Raw genomic sequence first — 21408 nt, 5'->3', positions numbered from 1 at the left:
CTCCCACTCATCCCGCCATGTCCCGCATCTCTATAAGATCCCAATCGCTGACGTGCGGTCTGCCCGGCATCGGCCGTAGCAAGGCCCATGACGACCAGCGGTCCAGCACGCGCCAGACAACACACAAACTGGCGACCCTCGGCCCCTTGGCCGCACTGAATGAGTTGCGGTCGGATAGCGGGAAGTCGGTCCAGAAAGCAAAGTCACTGATCGAAAAAGGGGCTGACGCACATGCGGCCGAGCCAGCCAAACGACGACCGCGCGTCGCGAAAGTGTTTTCCCAGTTGTCTGGAAAGACAGCCGTGCTGCTCGGACTGAAACACCGCAAGCCCCAGCCCCATGCGCAACTGCTACGCTATGCCGACACGCGGCCCGGCAACAGCGAGCGGCCCACTCCGCCACATGAACCGGCGGCCTTGCGCGATGTGATTCCCGCCTTGGTGAGGACATTAGAGCTTGAGGAGGTATCGCTGCATGCGCAGATCGACGTGAACCACACCGCCGGCGTGGAGGCGGCACTTGACTCCGAAATCCATCGCATACGGGAGGAGGAAGGCCTTGCCATCCTGAGGATGGCCAACCTGGCCGATCGCATCCCCAGACTGGAGCAGCAACGCAACGCGCTGATGGCTTTGTTGCACAGGGAGCGAGCAGCGATGGCGCGGATGAGCGGGCTACTCCTGGCAGTCCGCGAACATGAGCCGGCGGTATCCGACGTGCCGCGCCTGGAACAGGAACTGGATGGCTTGCGGAGGCATGCGCGTCAGACGGCCGTGTCGCTGCACTTCAACCGAGCCAGTCCGACGCGCGCGCTGCACGAGCGCGAAATCACCCACACCAACGAAAAGATCGAGGCCATGCAGTCTGAACTGGCGCATGCGCGGGCGGCGCCGGCGAAGCGGGACAACAGCGAACAGCTTGCCGCCGCGCGGCTCCATCAGGCCCGCATCCATGATTTCGAACAGCGGCTGCGCGAGGTCGAAACGCAGCTCATGCAGACACGTCATTCATCAACAGTCAACGCGGCGCACCTATGGGAAGTGGGCGACGGGATCGCGGATCTGGAGGTGCTGCTGCCGCCACTGCAGGAGGTGATGAAACGCAATGCCGCCGTACTTGAGGAAACCAGCACAAGAGCGCGGAAATCCCGTATGGAGTTAGGCGGGGAATCGCAGGCGCTGTTGTCCAGGCTGCTCGGCCATATGCCGGGCTTTCAGACCGGGGTGGCCACCGCGTGGTCGCCGCCGGCCTTGCGCATCTGGGCCGATGGCTTGGAGCGGAAGGTTGGCGCCTTCGGGGTGGATGCGCTGGCGGCATCGTCCGTGTTAGCCATCGGCATGCAGGCGCTGAGCATCGCGAGCGGCGAAGACCCCGTCGAGGCCGATGCCATATTGTGCGAAATGCGAGCGTGCTCCTTAAGCGACCTGATTTCAGCGCAGGGTGGGCCGGGCGCTGCCTTGACAGGCATGCCCGGCTTGTCGGAAAAATCGCGCGTCATGCTCGGCCTGTTGGCCTCCGTGCCGCGGGGGATGCAAGTCGTCAGCCATCTGTTTGCGCCGGGGGAGATGGTGCGGTCAAAAGAACAGCTCTACGCGGCCAGGATCTATCTGCAAGCGGACGATGCGCTGCGCCGTGCGTCGCCGGAGGACGGGGCGGGACGGCGCTATCTGGAAAACGCCAAACGTGCTGTGCGATGTGCGTTGCAGGCGCCGTCGGTTGCCCTGGGACTCGCTGCCGCGACAGTCGACGAACGTGCGGCCTATCATGGATTTCGCAACGGCTACCAGGATAACGCAGCGGATTCACACTATCAGAAGGCAAACCAGCACTTGCGGATGCTGGCGGACTGGCAGCACGATGCCGCCTCCTCGCGCAGGCCGTGGCAAGCCCGTGCCCACAGTCCCTACCATGCGTTACGCGAGGCGCTGACGCTTGCCACCGCCACCGGCTTGCCGACGCCCAAACGCCGCGCGCGCGACGAACTCGCCAAAGCCGCCGATTGCCTGATGGACTACGTGTCGGCGCGCCGGCAGCAACTGCCCCCCGGCCAGCGGCCGACGGACGGAGAGTTGGCCTTGCAGGCATTGGCCGAACAGGTGCAAAGAACACCGATCGGGACCGATCTGCTGACCTTGAAGTTCGACACTGCCGCATTGGCAGCCATCGCCGAACGCCAAGGCGAGTTGCGGCGGCACTTCGAACAGGGCGACGTGACGAAGGCCAAGGCCTCACCGCATGATGGATTCGATGCGGCGTGGCGGGCGTTGCAGGCGACTGAGCACACCTTGCCTGAGGCCATGTCGCTGATACAGCGACAATTACTGTCGCCGCATCAGGCCGCGTCGGCCTTCCGGCAGTTGACCGGAGAAGCCGCGCACTGGGCGAAGCAGGAAGCGGCGCAGCGGAACCGCTTTCATGCTGCCGTCGGCAAGGCCAATCGCCTGCTGTACGATGGCGACCTGGACAAGCGGGTGTCCGGCCAGACTTTTCATGACCTGTTCGAAGACATGCTCGCACACCTCGAATGGCGCGACAAACTACGCTTCACCGAACAACATGCGCGCGGCGTCAATCTGGGGCCACTGGCGGCGGCGTTTGCGGTGCTGGGTCTCCCCCTCGGCGCCAAGATGGTGCTTTCTCTGCAGATCAGCACGGAGCGTGTAATCGAATTCTATATGGGACGTACCGGCCCCTACATCCAGATCGGCAAGCAGAAGGCCCATCTGTCCCAGGCAGGCGCCGGACTGAATGGCGGTTGTATCTGGTCCTTGGGCAAGAAGCTGCGCATGGGGATGGGGTGGTCCGCCGACCTGCGGGTCAGGCGGGAGAGCGGCATCGAGCAAGGCGTGCAACTGCGCATTCCGCGTCGCGCCAAGGGACAGGATGTGGCGATCGTCACGCAATTCCTGGATCTGTTCGAACACTTGACGCACTTGGCAACGCAGGCGGATGCGTCGCGCACGGACGGAGACTGGATGCGCGAGCTGCTCGCTCACCATCCCAATCTGAACGTGGGCTTGATTGATCGGGCTCCGCGGAAAACGATAGGCACCGAATCGAATATTTCCGTGGCCGCGCTGTTGCGCGCCGCCTGTTTTCGGGCCGGAGGCACGGCCGGGCTGAAGTCCCGGCAGGACGCAAGCAGCAGCAGCGGCGTGGTCGCCGGCAACATGACCACCACCTACAGGGATTCGACCGGGCAGAACAAAACAGATGTCGTCGCACGCTTAGGTGCCAGTGTCCAAAGCACGGTGCACGAGGACAAGCGGCAGCTCGGCTTGTCCACCGGGTTCTTTGATCTCAGCCATGGACGGGAGATCCGGGCCAAGGGGCGGACGCACTTTTGCACCGTGTTTACATTCGACGACGAGATCGATCCGGTGCGTACCGACCGTGCCATCGACTTTCAAAGCTTTAAGGAATTTCAGCAGGAGGTACGCGACAACTGGGATGCCTGGGTCCACTATGGCATACCGAAACTGGCTTCCCAGGTAGACGAGAATATGCGTTACGTGGTCGCTGAAAGACAACTTGAAAATTTCCTCGAACAGGCCGACGCCTTCACCAGGATCAACAAGCTGGCCACCATGTATGTCGACTACACCTTGAAGCCCGAAGCTGCGCCCATACTGGATGCCTTGCGCGCGGAAGCCAGCCTTGGGCGCAAGGCCGGGCGCGAGGATCTGGTACAAAGAGCGGAGCGCGACTTCGATGACCTGATGACCGAGCCCGCGCTATGGGAGCCTGCCATCCTGGTCTTGCGGGAGAAGACCAGGATGCAGGTTGAACGCGGCATCGACCTCTTCGTCAAGGTGCAGAGAAACAGATTGGCGGAATCCCAGCGCACGGTTGGCCAGTGGGTGCAGTACGAGCCGGTAGAGCGCGCCGATCCGGGCCAACGGCCCGCTCCCGCGCGCACCTGGCCGGATGGCGCCGCCTGACGCCAAAAAACCTTTCGCATATCAGTCATGCGGATTTCCGCAACTATCGCGGTCCGGCGCCCGCGTCGCCACGAGCGCTTTCGTCAGGGGGCGCTGGTCAGTCGCCCGCTGGCGTGGAACCTTGTCAGCAAGGTTTTTCTTACGCCGGACAGCAACGAGAGCTGATCGAGCGTCAGGTATGGATGCGACTGGAACAGCCGGCACGCGTAACCGGTCTTGGTCTCGTCGTCGAGCTGAGGCATCTGCTTGCCGATGAAGACTATATCGGCGGGCAACTCGCGGAGGGTAGGATCCTGGACAAGGCTGCTTGTCAGAGCGCCCGACAGCAGCGAGAGCTGATCGAACGTGAGCTGTGGATGCGATTTGAGCAGCCGACGCGCATAACTCTGGTTCGCTTCGTGGGCAAGCTGAGGTAACTGATGCCTGATGCGCGCGAGCTCGGCGGGCAGCTTGCGGAATGCCGGATCCTGGGAGAGGCTGCCTTTCACAACGCCAGACAGCAGTGACAGCTGGTCAAGCGTGAGTTGCGGATGCGACTGGAATAGCCGACGCGCATAGTTCCTGTTCGTTTCAAGGTCGTGCTGCGGCGTCCGGTCTCGGATAGTCAGCAGTCCGGCAGGTAATGCACGGAACGCCGGGTCCTGGGCGAGGCTGCTTTTCAACGCGCCCGATAGCAAGGAGAGTTGCCGAAGCGTGAGCTGCGGATGCAACTGGAACAGGCGGCGCGCGTAGCCTTGTTTCGCCTCGCCGTCGCCCCGGGGGAGGTTGCGGTGGATGAGCGCGAGCTCGACGGGGAGTTTGTGAAACGCCGGATTCTGGATGAGGTTGCCTTTCAATGCGCCCGACAGCAAGGAGAGGTGTTCGAGTGTGAGCCGCGGGTGCGATTCTAACAGCCGGCGTGCGTAAGCCGTGTTCGTCTCCCCATTGCGCCGCGGCGTACGGCGTTCGATGACCGCGAGTTCGGCGGGCAGTTCCTGGAGCATTGGATCCGCCTTGAGATGGCCTTTCAAGGTGCCCGACAGCAGCGCGAGTTGTTCGAACGTCAGATACGGATGCGACTGGAATAGCCGGCGCGCGTAGTGCTGGTTCCTCTCCCGGTCGCGCCGAGGTGTTTGGTCAAGGATGACCGCAAGCTCGGAGGGCAGCTCGCGGAACGCCGGATCCTGCGCAAGGTTTCTTTTCACGACGCCAGACAGCAGCGATAGCTGGTCGAGTGTCAGCTGTGGGTGCGATCGAAATAGCCGGCGCGCGTAATCCCTATTCGTTTCATTGTCTAATCGAGACGCCAGGTGGTCGAACGTCGCCAAGTCCGAGGCTTCCCCTTGGAGTCGGGAGGGAAACCTTGAGGAGCGCGGGGCTTGGCGTATGGCTGGAGTGCGCGATAAGGACTGCGCGGAGACGGTGTTGCTCGTTGTACTGGTCGGGGGACGGCTGGTGGCCACTGCTGCTGCTCCAATTCTGTATTGCCGCCGATTGAGGGGGACGCAACGGCGGCGCCCATCGTAGTGGACGGCAGGCCGAAAAATGGCCGCGCGAGCGAAGCGCACGACCTTCTGGCGAAGCCTTAGGTTCTTTCGGCGCGGTGTTGGGTGAGGGGGACTGGCATATGGAGGTTTAGCTTGGACATAGCGGTGCAGTACCTGCGATGGTGCTCGTGATGCTGATTGCTGCGAACATCAATACTGCTAAGGGTTTGCTCATTTCACTTCCTCCTTGTCGCGCACAGGATGCCGGTGGGGATACCAGGTGACACTTTGCGGCTAATGCCTAGGAGCGGCAGTGTGCCTGAGTGGCTTGACCTCTTCCATCGGGCGATCTTGATTGTGTTGTAGGGTAATCCTTACCTCGTCCACCAAGTCCGACAGACACTACATCGTCCAATGTACAAGTTGCTGCTTGGTAAGGATTACCTTACTTCCATATCGGGATATGCCGATGCTGAGAATTTTCTACTTATGGTAACGTTAATTGTCGAGAGAAATTAAGCAAGCGTCCTGAATAAAACAGGCTTTAGTATGAGAATTTAATTTTAAGGCCCTGCATGACTATCCGAAAAAAAATGCTGCTGCTGTTATTGTCGGCACTGCTTGGTATTGTTGTGCTGGCAGGTTTGGCTCAACGAAATATTACTTCGGTATACGAGGCGGCGAATTATTCCACAACCAATACGGTTCCCAGCATTGTGCAACTTGACTACGCGATTCAGGCATACAGCCATACGCAAGAAATGGTCTACCAGCACGTCATCAATACCGACGATGCGACGATGGCAAGCTTGGACAAGGCGATTATCGACGAGCGCACAAAAATTAATGAGGCGTTGAAAAAATATGAGGCGGAGGATATTACCGACGAAAAAGATCGGTCTATGCTGGCCGACGATCGTGCCGTATTGGCTGCCTATGACGTCGCGCGAGAAAAGCTTCTCGCCCTGTCGCGTGCCAACAAGATTGATGAAGCGCGGGCGTTGACCCTGGTCTTGAAAACGGACTTCGAAAAAACCTATGCCGTTTTTGAGGCCCACCGCCAATACAACGTAGAATTGGGAGCCAAGGCAGCCGGTGATGCGGCATCAACCAAGAGGTCGGCGGCGCGGATGTCGATCGCACTTGTGCTAGTGACTCTTGCCATGGTCGGAACGATAGGGTTGGTCATCACGAACAAGCTGCTGCGTCAGTTGGGAGGCGAACCTGAGTATGCGATGGAAATCAGCCAAAGGATAGCCCAGGGTGACTTGACCGCGAACATTATGCTCAAGCAAAACGATACCGCTAGCCTGATGGCGGCGATGAAGAACATGAACGATAGCCTCGTAAAAATTGTTGGCGAGGTGCGCAGCGGCACCGACACCATCGCCACCGCATCGGGCCAGATCGCTAGCGGCAACCTCGACTTATCTTCGCGCACCGAACAACAAGCGAGTTCGCTGGAGGAAACCGCTTCATCGATGGAGCAATTGACCTCCACCGTGAAGCAGAACGCCGACAATGCCCGCCAGGCGAATCAGTTGGCGATCTCGGCCTCCGAAGTCGCGGTCAAGGGCGGTGCCGTGGTGTCCCAAGTGGTCGGCACGATGGGGGCCATCAACGAGTCGGCCCGGAAGATCGTCGACATCATCGGCGTGATCGACGGTATCGCTTTCCAAACCAATATCCTGGCCTTGAACGCGGCGGTGGAAGCGGCCCGCGCGGGGGAGCAGGGCAGAGGCTTCGCCGTAGTCGCCACCGAAGTGCGCAACCTGGCCCAACGTTCGGCGGGAGCCGCCAAGGAAATCAAAAGCTTGATAGGCGATTCGGTGGAGAAGGTCGAGGCCGGCGCCAGGCTGGTTGATCAGGCCGGCGTGACCATGCAGGACATCGTCGAGAGCATCAAGAGCGTGACCGACATCATGGCCGAGATCACGGCGGCCAGCCAGGAGCAGACCGCCGGCATCGAGCAAATCAATCAATCCATCACCCAGATGGATGACGTGACCCAGCAGAATGCGTCGCTGGTGGAGGAAGCCGCCGCCGCATCCCAGTCGCTGCAAGACCAGGCTGGCAGCTTGGCTCAGGTGGTCGGCGTGTTCAAGATCAACGCGGTGAATGGCGCGGCCGGCACGCCAACGAAGTTGCCAAGACGCCCGGCTTCGATTGCCGCGATGTCCGTGACTTCCGCCGTGGGTGGAGCCGGGCGCGTGGGGAGAAACACGAAGGCATTGAAACAGCTGGCGCAGTTTCCAGCTTCTGCCGGCAGCGATTGGGAAGAGTTTTAACCCGGGTGCCCGCGTAACGAATGGCCAGACCTATGTCGCAATGATATTAAATTCATGGACTCTCCGCACCCTCGGCTGGACCTTGCTCCACCTGTCAGCCAGCTGCGTCCTGTGCCTGGGCGCGGCGCGGGGGCAACAATTACCGCTGCAGTCTTTCAGCCAACAGGACGGCTTGGGCAATTTGACCGTCACGTCCCTGGCTCAGGACCAGACTGGCTATATCTGGCTGGGCACTGAGAACGGCCTGTTCCGCTACAACGGCGTCCAGTTCGAGCGCTTTGCGCAAGCCGAGGGATTGGAGCAGACCAGCATTACGGCCCTGCTGGCGCAGGATGGACAATTGTGGGTGGGTACCTACGACAGCCTGTATCGCCGTGAGGGCGGACGTCTGGTTCCTGTTCTGTATCAGGGGAAGCGCTTGCCGGTCTGGCCGGGCCAGATGCTGGCCGCGCCCCGCCCCGATACGCTGCTGTTTATCAGTGAACGTAAGCTGCTCAGGCGTTCTGAGACGGGCGGCAAGACAACGATCACGCCTTATTTTTCGGCGCGACAGATTGAGCGCCAGCCCGTGCTGGGCAATCTCATCAGCATCAGCGTGGATGTCGACGGCAGTTTGTGGCTGGGATGCGGTGAATTCCTGTGCCATGGCAATGCGGATGGCATCACGGTATGGAGCCGGGAAGAGGGTCTGCCCGCCGATCACTGGAACAACATCATCCGCGCGGCCGACGGCGCGCTGTGGAGCCGGGGCGCGCACCACGTCGTGGCATTGGCCGCCGGTGCGGCGCGGTTCGCCGATCGCACGCCGCCGGGTGATTTGATGCGCAAGATCAGTCAGGTGGCGGCGCTGGCTACCGACGCCGATCACAATATCCTCAGCAGCATCGATACCGGACTGGCGCGCTGGCGCCAGGATCACTGGGAATTGTTCGAGCAGCGTAACGGCCTCAAAACCGGCGGTGGTGTAACTGCCGTACTGTCGGACCGCGATCGGGGCCTGTGGGTCGGGACGCGCGGACACGGCCTGATCCGGTGGCGTGGTTATGGCATGTGGGAAAACTGGACCACGGCCCAGGGCTTGCCCGACGACGTGGCGCTTTCGTTCGCGCGGGACGGCGCGGGGCGCATGCACGTCGGCACCCGTTCCGGGCCGGTGCTGATGGAGCACCGGTCCGGCCCGATAGCGCTGCGCGCAGTGACGGGCCATACCAATCACCAATGGGCGGACCAGGCCATCGATGTGCGCGGCCAGGTCTGGAGCGCCACCTATTCCGGCTTGTTGTTCAAGCATGATGCGCAGTCCGGGGCCGAGTTGCAGGTGGCGATCCTGCCGGAGACCATCATCTACCGCCTGTTGTTCGGCGCCGACGGTGCGCTCTGGATCGGCGCCAATAACGGCGTGTATGTGCTGGAACATCCCGAACGCGGAGGCCGGCCCCGGCGCCCTGTCGGCTGGGCGGCCATGGCTGGTTTTGCCGACGGCAATTTCAGCGGCGCCTGTCGCAGCAAGGAAGGCGCGCTCTGGTTTCTGAGCGAACATGCCTTGTTGCGCTTCCACCAGCAGAAATTGAACCGCTATGCCTTGAAGTCACAAGCTGGCAACGTGGCGTTCGACTCGCTGGCCTGCGGCGCCGGCGGCGCCTTGTGGCTGGGCAGTAGTGCGACCGGGCTGTGGCAGGCGCGCCTGGGCCGGCAAGGGCTGGAACTGGCGCAACTGAAGCAGGTGCCCTTGCACAACACCAACGTCCTGGCGGTGTACGAGGATAGCCGTGGCTGGTTGTGGGTCGGCACCGGCGGCGGCATCGCGGTGCGCAACGGGACGCAGTGGCGCCGGTTCAACCAGAACGACGGCCTGGTCTGGGATGATTTAAACGGTCGCGCATTTTATGAGGACACCGATCGCTCAATCTGGATCGCGACCAGCGGCGGTGTGTCGCATCTCCTACGCCCGGAGCGCCTGTTTGCGGCGCCGGCCTTAGGCGGCGTGCTGGAAAGCGTAACACGCAACGACCAGCCGCTCGGATTAAGACCTGGCATGTCGCTGCCCTGGTCGGAAGGCGCACTGAACTTCAATCTGGCCAGTCTGACTTTCCAGCACCGCGCCGGGCTGCGCTTCCGCTACCGGCTGGATGGCTTGGAGCGTGCGTGGTCGCTCGCGGCCAGTCCCGGTATCCGCTATGCTGCCCTGGCGCCGGGCCAATATCGTTTGCAGTACGGGGTGGCCGACCTGGAAACGGGCGCGATGTCGCCGCCGCGCGAGATCGCCTTCAGCATCACTCCACCTTGGTGGCAGACGGGGATTTTTTACGCCGTTTGCGGGATCACGGCGATAGCCGCCGTCGTCGCCTTCCACCGTTACCGTTTGCGCTCGTTGACGCTCAAAAACGCCCGGATGGAGAAACTGGTGCGGGAGTTGGTGCGCGAGCGCACGCTGGAACTGGAGCAGTCGCAGGATGCGTTGCGGCTGCGCGCAATGCAGGACGGCTTGACCAAGGCGTGGAACCGCGCCGCGATGATGGAATATCTGGAGGAGGAAGTGCTGCGCGCCGGCCAGCTGCTGCGGCCCTTCCTGGTGGTGCTGCTGGACCTGGACCACTTCAAGCGCATCAACGACACCTACGGCCATCTGGCGGGCGACCGCGTGCTGCGCGAGGTGGTGGCGCGTCTCGGCAGCGCCGTGCGCTCCAGCGATCTGGTGGGGCGGTATGGCGGCGAGGAGTTCCTGTTGCTGTTGCCGGAGCTGGACCGGGCGCGCGGCGTGGCGCAGGTCGAACGGCTGCGCCGCGCGATCGAAGCGGCGCCGGTCCCGATCGACGATGGGCAGACGATCGATGTCACGGCCAGCTTCGGCGTGGCGGAGTTCGACCCGGCCCGGCCGTCGGTTTCGCTGGAACTGATCGGACGCGCGGACGCCGCCCTGTACCGCGCCAAGGCGCAGGGCCGCAACCGCGTGCTGTTCGACGCCGACGAACCCTGAGTCTCCGGCGCGCAGCGCCTCCGCCATTAGGCCCATGCGCTAGTCGAACCGGCAGCTGAAGCAGGCCATTGCGCAGACAATATCGGCTGACGTTCGCGAGGCGCGTCATTTTTTCGCTGGGCGGTGTAGTGCATGCGGCGCTTGCCATCTACCATTTTATCAAGTGTCATTCTGGGGGCAGAGTATGTCGAAAGACAAACGGAACGTATCGTTGGAGCGCAGAACATTCTGCGCAGGCACCTTGGGACTGGCCATGTTCGGGCCTCTGGGACTGGCTGCATGCAACGGCGGAGTCGCCGCGGGCGACTCATCCGCGGAACCGCCTGGCAGGCTGCGGGCCGGCGCGGCAAGCAGTCCCGCAGCGTTGGTCCATCCGGGACTGCTGCACACCCAGGCCGACTTCGACCGGATGCGGCAGAAGGTGGCCGCCAACGCATCGCCGTGGATCGGCGGCTGGAACCGCTTGACCGCGAACAGCCACGCAAGCCTGTCATGGACGCCCAATCCGCAGGCTATCGTCTCCCGGGGGGCGGACAACACCTACGCCGACAACTCCGCCATCCTCTTCAACGACGTGGCGGCTGCCTACGCCTGCGCGCTGCGCTGGAAGGTGTCGGGCGACACCGCCTATGCGGACAAGGCGATCCAGATCATGAACGCGTGGTCAGCGACGCTCACGACGATAGGCGGCATAGCGGGCAACCCTGGCAACGATGGCTATCTGCTGGCCGGCATTCAGGGCTATCAATTCGCCAACGCCGCCGAAATCATGCGCGCCTATTCCGGGTGGGCGCCGGCCGATTTCACCCGGTTTCAGAACATGATGCTCAACGTGTTCTACCCGGTCAATCATAAGTTCCTTCCCAGCAGTATTGTTGTCTACTCCAGCTGGGACCTGTGCTGCGTGGCGTCCATCCTGGCCATCGGCGTGCTGTGCGACAATCAATCGTTGTTCAATGAGGCCGTCACTTATTTCATGACCGGTCTAGGCAACGGCTGCGTCGAGCAAACAGTCTACTACCTCCACCCTGGCTACCTCGGACAAACGCAAGAGGCGGGGCGCGATCAAGCGCATAATACGCTGAGTATTTCGCTGCTGACGGTCATTTGCGAAATGGCGTGGAACCAGGGCGTCGATTTGTACGGCTTCGACAATAACCGCGTGCTGGCCGGCGCCGAATATGTCGCCAAGGGCAACCTGATCCAGTCTGGAACCACTTACTATCCGGTGCCGTTCGCCACCTACGTCAACCACAACACCACCGACACGGTGTTTTCGACCGTCCTGCAGGGCGCTGTCCGACCGATGTGGACAATGATCTACAACCACTACGTCAACCGCAAAGGGCTGGACGCTCCTTACTGCAAGAAGTTCACCGATCAGACTGCGCCGGAAGGCGGCGGTGGCAACTACGGCTCCAGCAGCGGCGGATACGATCAGCTGGGCTATGGCACGCTGGCCTACACGCGCAATGCGATTGCCAGTGGCGCCGCGCCGAGCGGATTGACCGCAAGTGTGACGAGCGGACAGGTCACCTTGTCCTGGTGGGGCACGGCATACGCGACCAGCTATAGCGTCAAGCGCGGCACCGCGGCCGGCGGCCCTTATACAACGATTGCGACCGCCATCAGCGACCTGCTGACCTACAGGGACGCGAGCCTTGCCGCCGGTACGTATTACTATGTCGTGACGGCGATGACGCCGACCGGGGAAACCGTCGCGTCGAACGAAGCGAAAGCGTCGACAGCCGTGGGGCTGCATACGTATTTGAGCTTTGACGAGGGGAGCGGCACCACTGCCGCCGACGCGACCGGCAACGGCCATGCGGGAACGCTGGTCAATGCCGCATGGGCGACAGGCAAGAAAGGCAATGCGGTGTCGCTCAACGGCGCCAACGGCTACGTCAGCCTGCCGGACGGCGCGCTCGCGGAGCTCGGCGATTTCACGATCGCAACCTGGGTATATTGGAATGCGAGTTCTTCGCAGGTCGAGGCCCGGATATTCGATTTCGGCTGGGACATCAACCACTACATGTGTCTGATACCGCACTGCGCCGGCGCCAACGTGATCCGCTTTGCTTTCACGCTCGACGGAATCGACGGCGAACAAAGGATCAACGGCACTGCGGAGCTGCCTTATGGGCAGTGGGTCCACGTCGCGGTCACAGTCGCGGGCAGCCTGGGTACGCTGTACGTGAACGGCGGCGCCGTCGGTTCCAATACGGCGATGCGATACGCGCCATTCCGCCTTGGCAGCACCAGCCAGAACTGGATAGGCCGCGCGCAGTACGCGAACAAGCCGTATTTCAACGGCAAGGTGGACGACTTCCGCATATACAACGGCGCCTTGAGCGCAACGGAGATTGCCGCGTTGTGATCATCGCGTTAAAAAAATAGGAACGGCACAGCGTATTGAAAGGGCACATTATTTTGCGCTCACGCTTATTTTCACATAGCAGCATAACGCCAGTCCTGGAGTCACCTACGCGTGGGGGAGGGACCACTGCCGCGCCTGATGCCGCCACTTCCATTGCACCGCCGAGGCCGAATAACTTCAAGAACGGCGAGTTGAGCAACGCATCCATGCGGACGCGGGGCGCCAAGCCGTCCGTGAGCAAGCGCGCGCCGGTGCAAGGCCTGTTGGGCAAGCTTAAAACAGCGGTCATGGCAAAACCGCTCAATATCAGCCGCGGTTTGCCAGGTTCTTCGGTCACCATCGAACACCCCGGACGCAGCTCACCACCGCCGCGTCCCGCCGCGCCGGAGCCGGCCGCCGCCGATCCCGTCATGGCCGAATGCGAGCGAGTCGCCGGCGAGGCCCACGCGATCTTGCAGCACGCGCTAGAACCGACGCACTCGCTGTTTGAGCGGCCCGGCCGGCGCTCGGCCATGAGCAAGCTGGCTTCTCATTTGCCTTGGCTAAAGGCTAAGCCCATCATGAAGCTTGCGACCCTGGACCAGCGTCCGCTGAAGGCCGCGCCAGTAAAACCTGCCGTGGCCGGCGCACCGGGCGAGATCCAGGCCCATCTGGTCTCTGACCTCGCGCAACGGTCCGAGAAGCATCGCCAGGCAATGGAGGAATACCAGGCCGTCGAGACGGACCATCTCCAGGCCGGGTCGACGCTGGAGGCCGCCGGGCATGACCTGGCGCGGATAAACGAGCAGATCATCGCGCTGACGGCCCGCGCGGCCGAATTCCATCAAGCGCTGGAGACGGCGGCGTCAGCGCTGGCGAACAGCGGCGGCAGCTTCTCGCCGGAACGGCTGGCGCACTTGAAACGCCACCGGCAGGTGCAACAGCTGACCCTGGGCAATCAGCAGGCGCTGAGGGACGCCGTCGACAGCAAGGCGCTGATCGAGGGACGCATGGAGGGGTTGGCGGACACCGCGGCGCTGACGGCCGGGCCGCTGGCCGCCGCGCGCAGCAAAGTCATGGAGGCCGCCGCGCATTTGCACAGCGCGGTGCATGTCTCGCAACTGCACGACGTTGCCGGAGCCGTCCTGAGCGCGGACATCGCCAGACAGCACCTGGATTTCGTGCATGACGAATTGCGCCACCTTAGAGGCATGATCGACGGACATTTGAGCGACGCCGACAACGATGCCAGCGCCGCCCAAAGACTGCTGCAGCAACATGGCGCCACCCGCGCCGACGCCATCGACGCCATGCAAACCGCGCGCGCCAACCTGGCGGTTCAGCAAGACCATGTCGCGCGCCTCACACACGACCTGCTGCAAGTCGACAGCGCGCTGGCGAGCGGACAGGCCCGGGCCGCCACGCTGAGCGAGCAACTGGACTCCGGTACGGACCAGCCCGACCGAGTGGCGGCGCGGCTGGACCAGATCAACGACGCCTTGCCGGGGCTGCTGGCCTTCAAGGACGACACCGGCACCGGCCTGGAAGACGCGCAGGCGCGGGTTCGGGATGCCGAGGCGCAAATCGAGCATCTATTGGACCAGGTCGACGCGATCGACGTCGTCATGGAAAGCTTGACGGCGGCGCTCTCCAGCGCCGAGGAACGGCGTGGCGCCGCCACCCGGGTCATCCAAACCCTGCTGGAACCCATGGCCGAGACGCACTGCGAGCTTCGCGAGGCCGAGTCGCGGCACGCACAGACCCTGGACAGTTTCAACGGCTTGCAGGCGGAATTTGTCGACAAGCTGTTGCTGCACCCACCCGGCTTCGATCCGTCGCCCGCCACCGCAAGCCTGGCGCGATCACTGCGCCAGATGATCGATACCTGGCCGGACAATCCCAACGCCGACGCGCTGCCCAAACTGGCCGTCGCCGAATTGGTGACGCAAGCGCTGGCCGACGTCACCGGAGGCGACGCCGCGCGCGCTCTACAACTGCTCGATCGCGTGCGGACGGCGCCCACGCTGGCCTTCATCTCGCGTCATAGCGGCAAGGCCTCATCCTCGACGGCGCCTCCGCCGGTCACGGCCGACGTGCGGGCCTTGTTCAGGCACATGGCGCCGTTGCCGCGCGGCGCCGAACTGCTTCAGATGATGGGCCGCAACGATCATGGGCTTCTTGACGGCAAGGGTCTGGCCGCCCTGCGCGCTTACTGGCAAGCTGACCAAGCGATCGAGAGCGAGCCGGTCGCCGACGTCCGAACCTGGCTGGGCGCGGCGCGCGATGTCGCCGCCGAGCGTCTGCACTGGCGGCCCGACGCCGCCCCGGGCGATGATCTCGACAGCCACCTCGCAGCGACATTCGACCAACGCAAGCTCGGCGCGTACAACGCCGTGCGCAATGGCTTGACGAGCAATGCCCCCGGCTCCGAATACGACCAGCACAACCGGCGCCTGCTGAACATGACACAGTCCTGGGTGGCCCGCGCCGACCACCGTTTCGCCGAGACCGGCATAGGCGGACTGTCTCCGCTGCGCGGCAAGACGCCCTTCAAGACAAACAACCTCAAACACGGCGCCGCGCTGGCCGAGTCCTTCGGCATCGCCACCCATCGCACGCTGGCCGACCGCGCGGTCAGGGAGGCGTCGACTCAACTGGCTCAGCTGGCGCAGGCCATGTGTGGCAATCCGGCGCCGCCGGCGTCGGACGCGCAGGCGTTCAACGTGGCGGTCAAGGTGCTGGCCCAGTACGTGGGCCAGCGCGAGGTGCGGCACGACAGCGCGCAAGACTTAACGAAGCTGGACTTCCAGGCAATCAAAAAACTCTACCTGAAGGAAATACCCGGTGCGGCCGACCTGCCGCCGGACCTGAAGGCGCTGGCCGCCGACGCCGCGGCGACCGGCATGACCTCCGCCTCGCTGCCATGGAACAATTCCCGCCACGGGCTGTCAGCCACAGAGGTATTGCGGACAGTGGCGCAGGAGTTCGCCGAGCGCAACGCCGAGCGCTTGAAGCCGGACCAGCATGCGGCGCTAGCGGGCATGCTGGGGCTGGACCAGGCCGGCGAGCATTTCGAGCGGGCGGAGGTGAGGCGTTTCGAGAGCGGCGAGGACGTGCTCAAATACTTCGAGCCCATGCTGGCCGAATGGGGCTTGCGAGACAAGATCAAGTTGTCCGCGGGCGGCGCGCTCGGCGCCGGCCTGCCGTTTCTGCCATATGCGCCACCGAAGATCGATGCGCTCATCTCGGCAGGCCTCGGCGCGGTCCGCAAGGATGAGGCTTTCGTACAATTTTTCCAGCCCATCCTCGGCATAGAAATGATGGTGGGCGAGAGCAAGACCGTATCCGCCGACGCCACCGCCAGCGTCGGCAAAGTATGGACCGTCGGCGGCCAAAAGACTTCCGGCGCCGGCAAGGGCGGCAACTTCAAAGTAGGCCTGAGCGGCGCCCTCAAGTTCAGCAAAAGTAAAATGACGATGGAAGGCAGCATCGTGCGCTTCCTGCGTCCACGCCACCAGGACGCTGCGCAACGAAAGAATATGCATACCGCGCTGGAAAGCGTGGTCCTGTGGGATAAGCTGGCGCCGGAAAATAGCGACGCCAAGTTCGCCGGACCGGTCGAGGCGCTATTGTCGCGCTGCCCCGAGGCAGTGTTGACCAAGCTGAACGCTGGCGCGGATTCCCATTTCGTCGAGGCCAGGTTGAGCGCCGCCGCGCGCTACCGCAAACCCACCAGCGCCAATACCCGCCAGGGCATCGGCATGACGCTGGGCGTGGCGGCCAAGGCCGAACTCGGTCTGGAGCGCCGCAGCGAGGCTGCGGCCGGCGTCAACGTGACCAGCGATAAGACCAGCACCGCCAGGCAGACTGTGAGTCTGAGCGCCGAGCTCCTGTCGCCGCTGCCGGAAAATGCCTCATCCTACTCCATCACGGCGGACCGCTCGCCCCGCGGCACATTGTCCGGCGGCAGCGTGCCAGTCATGCTTACGGCCATTCACCAGGCGCTGCAGCACATGGACAAGCACGGACTATCGCCGTTTAGGATCGGCAATAAGCAGGATAGCGACATCGACCGCCATTATTTCACTCCCCATGAAATGCTGGCCGAGATTGAGAGCAATCGCGGCCAGTGGCTGGCGCGTTGCATGCAAACCTTGCCTGCGGTTGACGGCAACGTTGACACGCCCGGAAACCGCGAAGAGGCCGTCCGCTTGCTCGATCGATTCGTGGCCGACATCACGCACCTCGGAAAAACCAGCAACTATTGCCAGTACAATATCAACTATTCGATGCGTCCCCAGGCCTCCACCTGGATCGACGCACTGAACCACCTGGGCGATGTAGCGGGGATGCGCAACGACAAGGCCATGGCGCGACGAACCAAAGAGGCGACCGACGCCATCCTCCAGCATCCTTCCACCTGGCGCCCGCTCATGCTGATCGTGCGCGAGAAGGGCAAGCAGGCGCAGGAAAACGGGATCAACTATGGTTTGCGCGCGCAGCGGGTGTCCAGCGTCGAATCACAGCGCACCGCGGCGCAGTTTCCCCCGCCTTAGCGCGTGCAAGCACAGTTTCTTAGGCCTTCCGCTCGGCCAAGAGCGCTTGTTTGTGCTCGATCAGCCTGGCCAACTTATCCAGGCGCTTTTCTTCATAGGAACGGCTGTACCTGGTGTGGATCTCCCGGTCAAGCGTCTTCACGATGGTGGCGCGCTCGAATTTCTCGAAACGCTCCAGCAAGGTCTGCCCTTTCCTGTTCACCGGCACCTCTTTGGCAAGCCCCAGCGTTTCACCCGCATCCACGACGTTCTGGATGACGTTGCGCTTCATCGCATGCTTGAAGAATTCCGGCTCAAGCAGCATTTCCGGTTCCAGCGGAATCGATTGAGTATGGATGCCCGGGGCGGCATGTCCCACCATGTCATGGCCCCATTCGTGCAGATCTTGGACGCTCTGACTCTTGGCCGCCTTTTTCGCGGCAACCAGGGCGAAGATGTTGCACCCTTCATTGCTGACCTGTACCCCCATGGGCAATATGGTGACCTGAATCCTGAGATGCTTCAACGCGGCATCATCCAGCGACTTGCCGATCTCGGAAAGAAGCGTCTTGTGCAGTTTCACCTGCGAGAGATCGTCTGGCTTGATGCTGTCGAGCACGACGATGGACAGCGTCGTCGGGTTCGGTTTTCCCAGCACTCGCATCGACATCGCGGCGGCATGCGAGTGGTCATCGGTCAGCACGCAGCTGTGTGGTTCGTCCGGTCGCAGCAGTGCCTTTTTCATGGCGTCGTGTATGCCCCAGTCGCGCAGCGCCGGATTTTCCCCGACACTGCAGACAGCGAGATCCAAACTGCCATTGCGCGCATTTTCCGCCTTGACCAGGTCGCGCAGGAATGCGCCGTCATAGAGCTTCGTCGGAGCTTGTCCGCTCTTGTATGCTTTCATCAAAAGGGCGTGATATCCCCGCGTTTGCAGAATCTCCACGTTCTTTGGACCGGGACCGATACGCGGCGCCATCCGGTTGCCTGGACTGTAGGCGTCGCTATCTTCCGGGGAAGACCCGCGTGGCGATAACGCTTCCAGTATGGAGCTACGCGGCCGCATGCGTGTCCGGTCCTCTCCGCGGTTTGAGGCATGTACTATGGCCTCTTCCTCCTCAGGGAAATTGCTGGAGCCATGGTTTATAGCAGGTCTATTAATCGAAGAAAAACCGCCCATTCAACTCCCTTTTAGCGTTGCGCTGCAATTGCACGACTAAGTATGATTTACGACGGGATCGTAGCTTGATGTGATTATCTTGCGCCTCATTCGCGCGAAGACCTCGTGCTTGAAACGCAAATCCACGCTGGTTGAAAATGCCGGGCCTGCGCGATTGGACGATGCGGTGCGGTAACTGCGGGTGGCTGCAGCGGTGACAATTCCCCTATCCGCTGCAGCCTTCATGCCCTGGATCAGAACTTGTGGTGGATGCCTACGCCGTAGAAATTGACCGACGTCGCGGCCTTGCGGTTGGAAACATCCGTGTACAGGAAGGTGCGCTTCGACAAATAGTATTCATAGCCCAGCCCTATCTGCTTGGTCGGCACGGCGCCGTCCGGCGTCTTGCGGCCATAGCCCGCCAACAAGGTCCCCGGACCGATATCCAGATTGGCGCCTACCACCCAGGCCTTGGTGACCGGATTGACGGCCACGGTGTGCTCCTGATCCTGGCTTTGGTAGGACGCCACCAGTTTCAGGTCCGGCCGCGCCTGTACCGAGCCGGCGACCGACCACAACCTGGTTTCGGCCGCGTTGCGTTCGGTCGCCAGCATCGCGCCTAAGATGCCGGCGCGGTAAGTGGCCGAGACCGAGTACGGATTGCTGGTCAGCGCCGCGTTGGCCGCATATTGCGGCGCGGCCGCCGTGCCGCGTCCGATCAGCGCCGGATTGCCGTTGGCCTCGCGCGTGGCGACGGTGACGTTCAGTTGCAGGCCTGCGACCTCGGGCGAATTGTAAAACACCGCATTGGAAAAACGGTTGGCCGACGAGCCGGCCGGATCGAGCGGCTGGCTGGTGTAGCCGGCCACCATCAGGTCGGTGATGAAGCCCGCCGTGCTGGGCGTGCCGCGAAACGGTTCGAACGCCACGTTCGAGTCCTGCAGCGCCGTCAGGCCGCGCCCCACGCGCAGCGTGCCGAAGCTGCCTTGCAGTCCGACCCGGCTCTGGCCCTGGAACAGCGGCCGGGTCGTGCCTTCGATGGTGCCGACATCCGGGTCGTAGCGGATTTCCATCTGAAACAGCGCCTTCAAGCCGTCGCCCAGATCCTCGACGCCCTTGAAACCCAGCCGGTTGTTATCGCGGCGCCCCTCGCTGAGGGTGGCGCGGGTCTTCTTGAACACGCCAAGATCGATGTTGCCATACACCGTGACGGCCGATTGAGCCTGCGCCAGGCCGGCTGTTGCGGCCAGGGTGGCCAGCGCAATAAACGATTTGTTCATAGATCCCTTTTCTTTTTTGGAGGTGGTGCTGCGATGATTAGTCAGCCCGGCTGTCCCGCCGCGGCGTTGAGCTTGATCTGTTCGGCGTCGTAGCGCTCGATGGCCACGCGGTTGTCGTTCAATACCGCGTGGGCCCGGTCGCGGTCGATGTCCTTCTCCCATGCGGCGACCACCACGGTCGCCACGCAGTTGCCCAGCAGGTTGCCGGCGGCGCGGGCGATGCCCATGAACCAGTCCACCGACAGCACCAGCACCAGGCCGACCACGGGGATCGCCGGAATCGCCGTCAGCGTGGCCGCCAGGATCACGATCGCCGAGCCGGGCACGCCGTGCGCGCCCTTGGAGGTGATCAGCGCGATGGCCAGGATCGCCACCAGGTCGCCGCCCGCCAGCGGCGTGTTGGTGGCCTGGGCGATGAACACCGCGGCCAGCGTCAGGTAGATCGAGAAGGCGTCGAGGTTGAAGGAGTAGCCGGTCGGGATGACCAGGCCGACGGTGGCGTCCTTGATGCCCATGTACTTCAGCTTGCGCATCACCTGCGGCAGCACGCTGTCGGACGAGGCGGTGCCGAGCACGATCAACAACTCCTCGCGCAGGTAGGCGATCAGTTTCAGGATGTTGAAGCCGGCCAGCCGCAAAATCGTGCCGAGGATGCCGAACACCAGGATGGCCACCGCGCCGTAGAACAGCAGCACCAGCATGCCCAGTTGCTTGAGCGAGCCGATGCCGTATTTGCCGACGGTGAAGGCGATCGCGCCGAACACGCCCAGCGGCGCCAGCTTGATGATGAAGGACATGCACTTGAAGAAGGCGGCGGCCAGGCTGTCGATCAGCGTGGCCACCGGCGCGGCCTTGTCGCCGATCAGCGACAGCGCGCAACCGAACAGCACCGAGAACAGCAACACCTGCAACACATCGCCCGACGTGAACGCGCTCACCGCGGTGGTGGGGATGAGCTTCATGATGAACTCGCTGAAGCCGGTGTTCTTGACGGTGTTGGCGGTGTTGACGTAGTTGCTCATCGCCGAGGCGTCGAGCGTGGCGGCGTCGATGTTCATGCCGGCGCCCGGATGGAAGACATAGGCCAGCACCAGGCCCAGCGCCAGCGCCACGGTGGTGACGGCCTCGAAATAGATCAGGGCCTTGAGCCCGACCCGGCCCACTTTCTTCAACTCGCCCGCGCCGTGGATACCCTGCACAACCACGCAGAACACGATGCACGGTATCAGCATCTTGATCAGCTTGATGAAGCCGTCGCCCAGCGGCTTGAGGCTCTGGCCGAACGCCGGATACACCATGCCCACCGCCACACCGATGCACATCGCCAGCACAATCTGGCCAAATAGTGATTTAAAAAATCGCATTACTGTTACCCCTTGTTGACTGCGTTTAACTGAAAAAGTTTT

At 62.6% G+C, this 21408-nt stretch carries 9 protein-coding genes; 5 read left to right on the top strand and 4 right to left on the bottom strand.

Annotated features, from left to right (window positions below):
- The first annotated feature begins 17 nt into the window (after positions 1-17).
- Positions 18-3941: a hypothetical protein gene (locus D0T21_RS28260; RefSeq protein ID WP_116993119.1), complete on the top strand. Its 3924-nt coding sequence runs from the start codon at positions 18-20 to the stop codon at positions 3939-3941.
- 83 nt (positions 3942-4024) lie between these two features.
- Here the strand turns inward: D0T21_RS28260 and D0T21_RS28255 are convergent, their stop codons facing one another.
- Entirely contained in the window at positions 4025-5248 is a 1224-nt protein-coding gene (locus D0T21_RS28255) for a hypothetical protein (RefSeq protein ID WP_116993118.1), read from the bottom strand.
- A gap of 734 nt (positions 5249-5982) precedes the next feature.
- Between D0T21_RS28255 and D0T21_RS32790 the strand changes: the two genes are divergently transcribed.
- The 4 genes from D0T21_RS32790 to D0T21_RS28235 all read left to right on the top strand — a co-directional run bounded on the left by D0T21_RS32790 (position 5983) and on the right by D0T21_RS28235 (position 17584).
- Complete coding sequence (locus D0T21_RS32790) at positions 5983-7695, top strand: methyl-accepting chemotaxis protein (protein WP_116993117.1); 1713 nt, start codon at positions 5983-5985, stop codon at positions 7693-7695.
- 172 nt (positions 7696-7867) lie between these two features.
- A complete protein-coding gene (locus tag D0T21_RS28245) occupies positions 7868-10672 on the top strand; it encodes a ligand-binding sensor domain-containing diguanylate cyclase (RefSeq protein WP_158568070.1) in 2805 nt (934 codons plus the stop codon).
- A 184-nt stretch (positions 10673-10856) separates the two neighbouring features.
- Positions 10857-13049, top strand: coding sequence for a LamG-like jellyroll fold domain-containing protein (locus tag D0T21_RS28240; RefSeq protein WP_116993115.1), 2193 nt, complete (start codon positions 10857-10859; stop codon positions 13047-13049).
- Between the two features lie 191 nt (positions 13050-13240).
- Positions 13241-17584, top strand: coding sequence for a hypothetical protein (locus D0T21_RS28235; protein WP_147328193.1), 4344 nt, complete (start codon positions 13241-13243; stop codon positions 17582-17584).
- 19 nt (positions 17585-17603) lie between these two features.
- Here the strand turns inward: D0T21_RS28235 and D0T21_RS28230 are convergent, their stop codons facing one another.
- From D0T21_RS28230 to D0T21_RS28220, 3 genes are all read right to left on the bottom strand, one after another.
- Entirely contained in the window at positions 17604-18542 is a 939-nt protein-coding gene (locus tag D0T21_RS28230) for a YopJ family acetyltransferase (RefSeq protein WP_158568069.1), read from the bottom strand.
- Between the two features lie 434 nt (positions 18543-18976).
- Positions 18977-20002, bottom strand: a complete 1026-nt coding sequence (locus D0T21_RS28225; protein ID WP_116993112.1) for a porin — start codon at positions 20000-20002, stop codon at positions 18977-18979.
- A gap of 41 nt (positions 20003-20043) precedes the next feature.
- The gene (locus tag D0T21_RS28220; protein ID WP_116993111.1) at positions 20044-21366 is read right to left on the bottom strand and encodes a C4-dicarboxylate transporter DctA; all 1323 of its coding nucleotides are present in this window, start codon (positions 21364-21366) and stop codon (positions 20044-20046) included.
- Between the last annotated feature and the right edge of the window lie 42 nt (positions 21367-21408).

The organism is Duganella sp. BJB476 (assembly GCF_003416895.1).
In the GTDB taxonomy this organism is placed as follows: Bacteria; Pseudomonadota; Gammaproteobacteria; order Burkholderiales; family Burkholderiaceae_D; genus Rugamonas.
The sequence above is the reverse complement of the archived record's forward strand: the minus strand, read 5'-3'. Positions and strand labels throughout refer to the sequence as shown.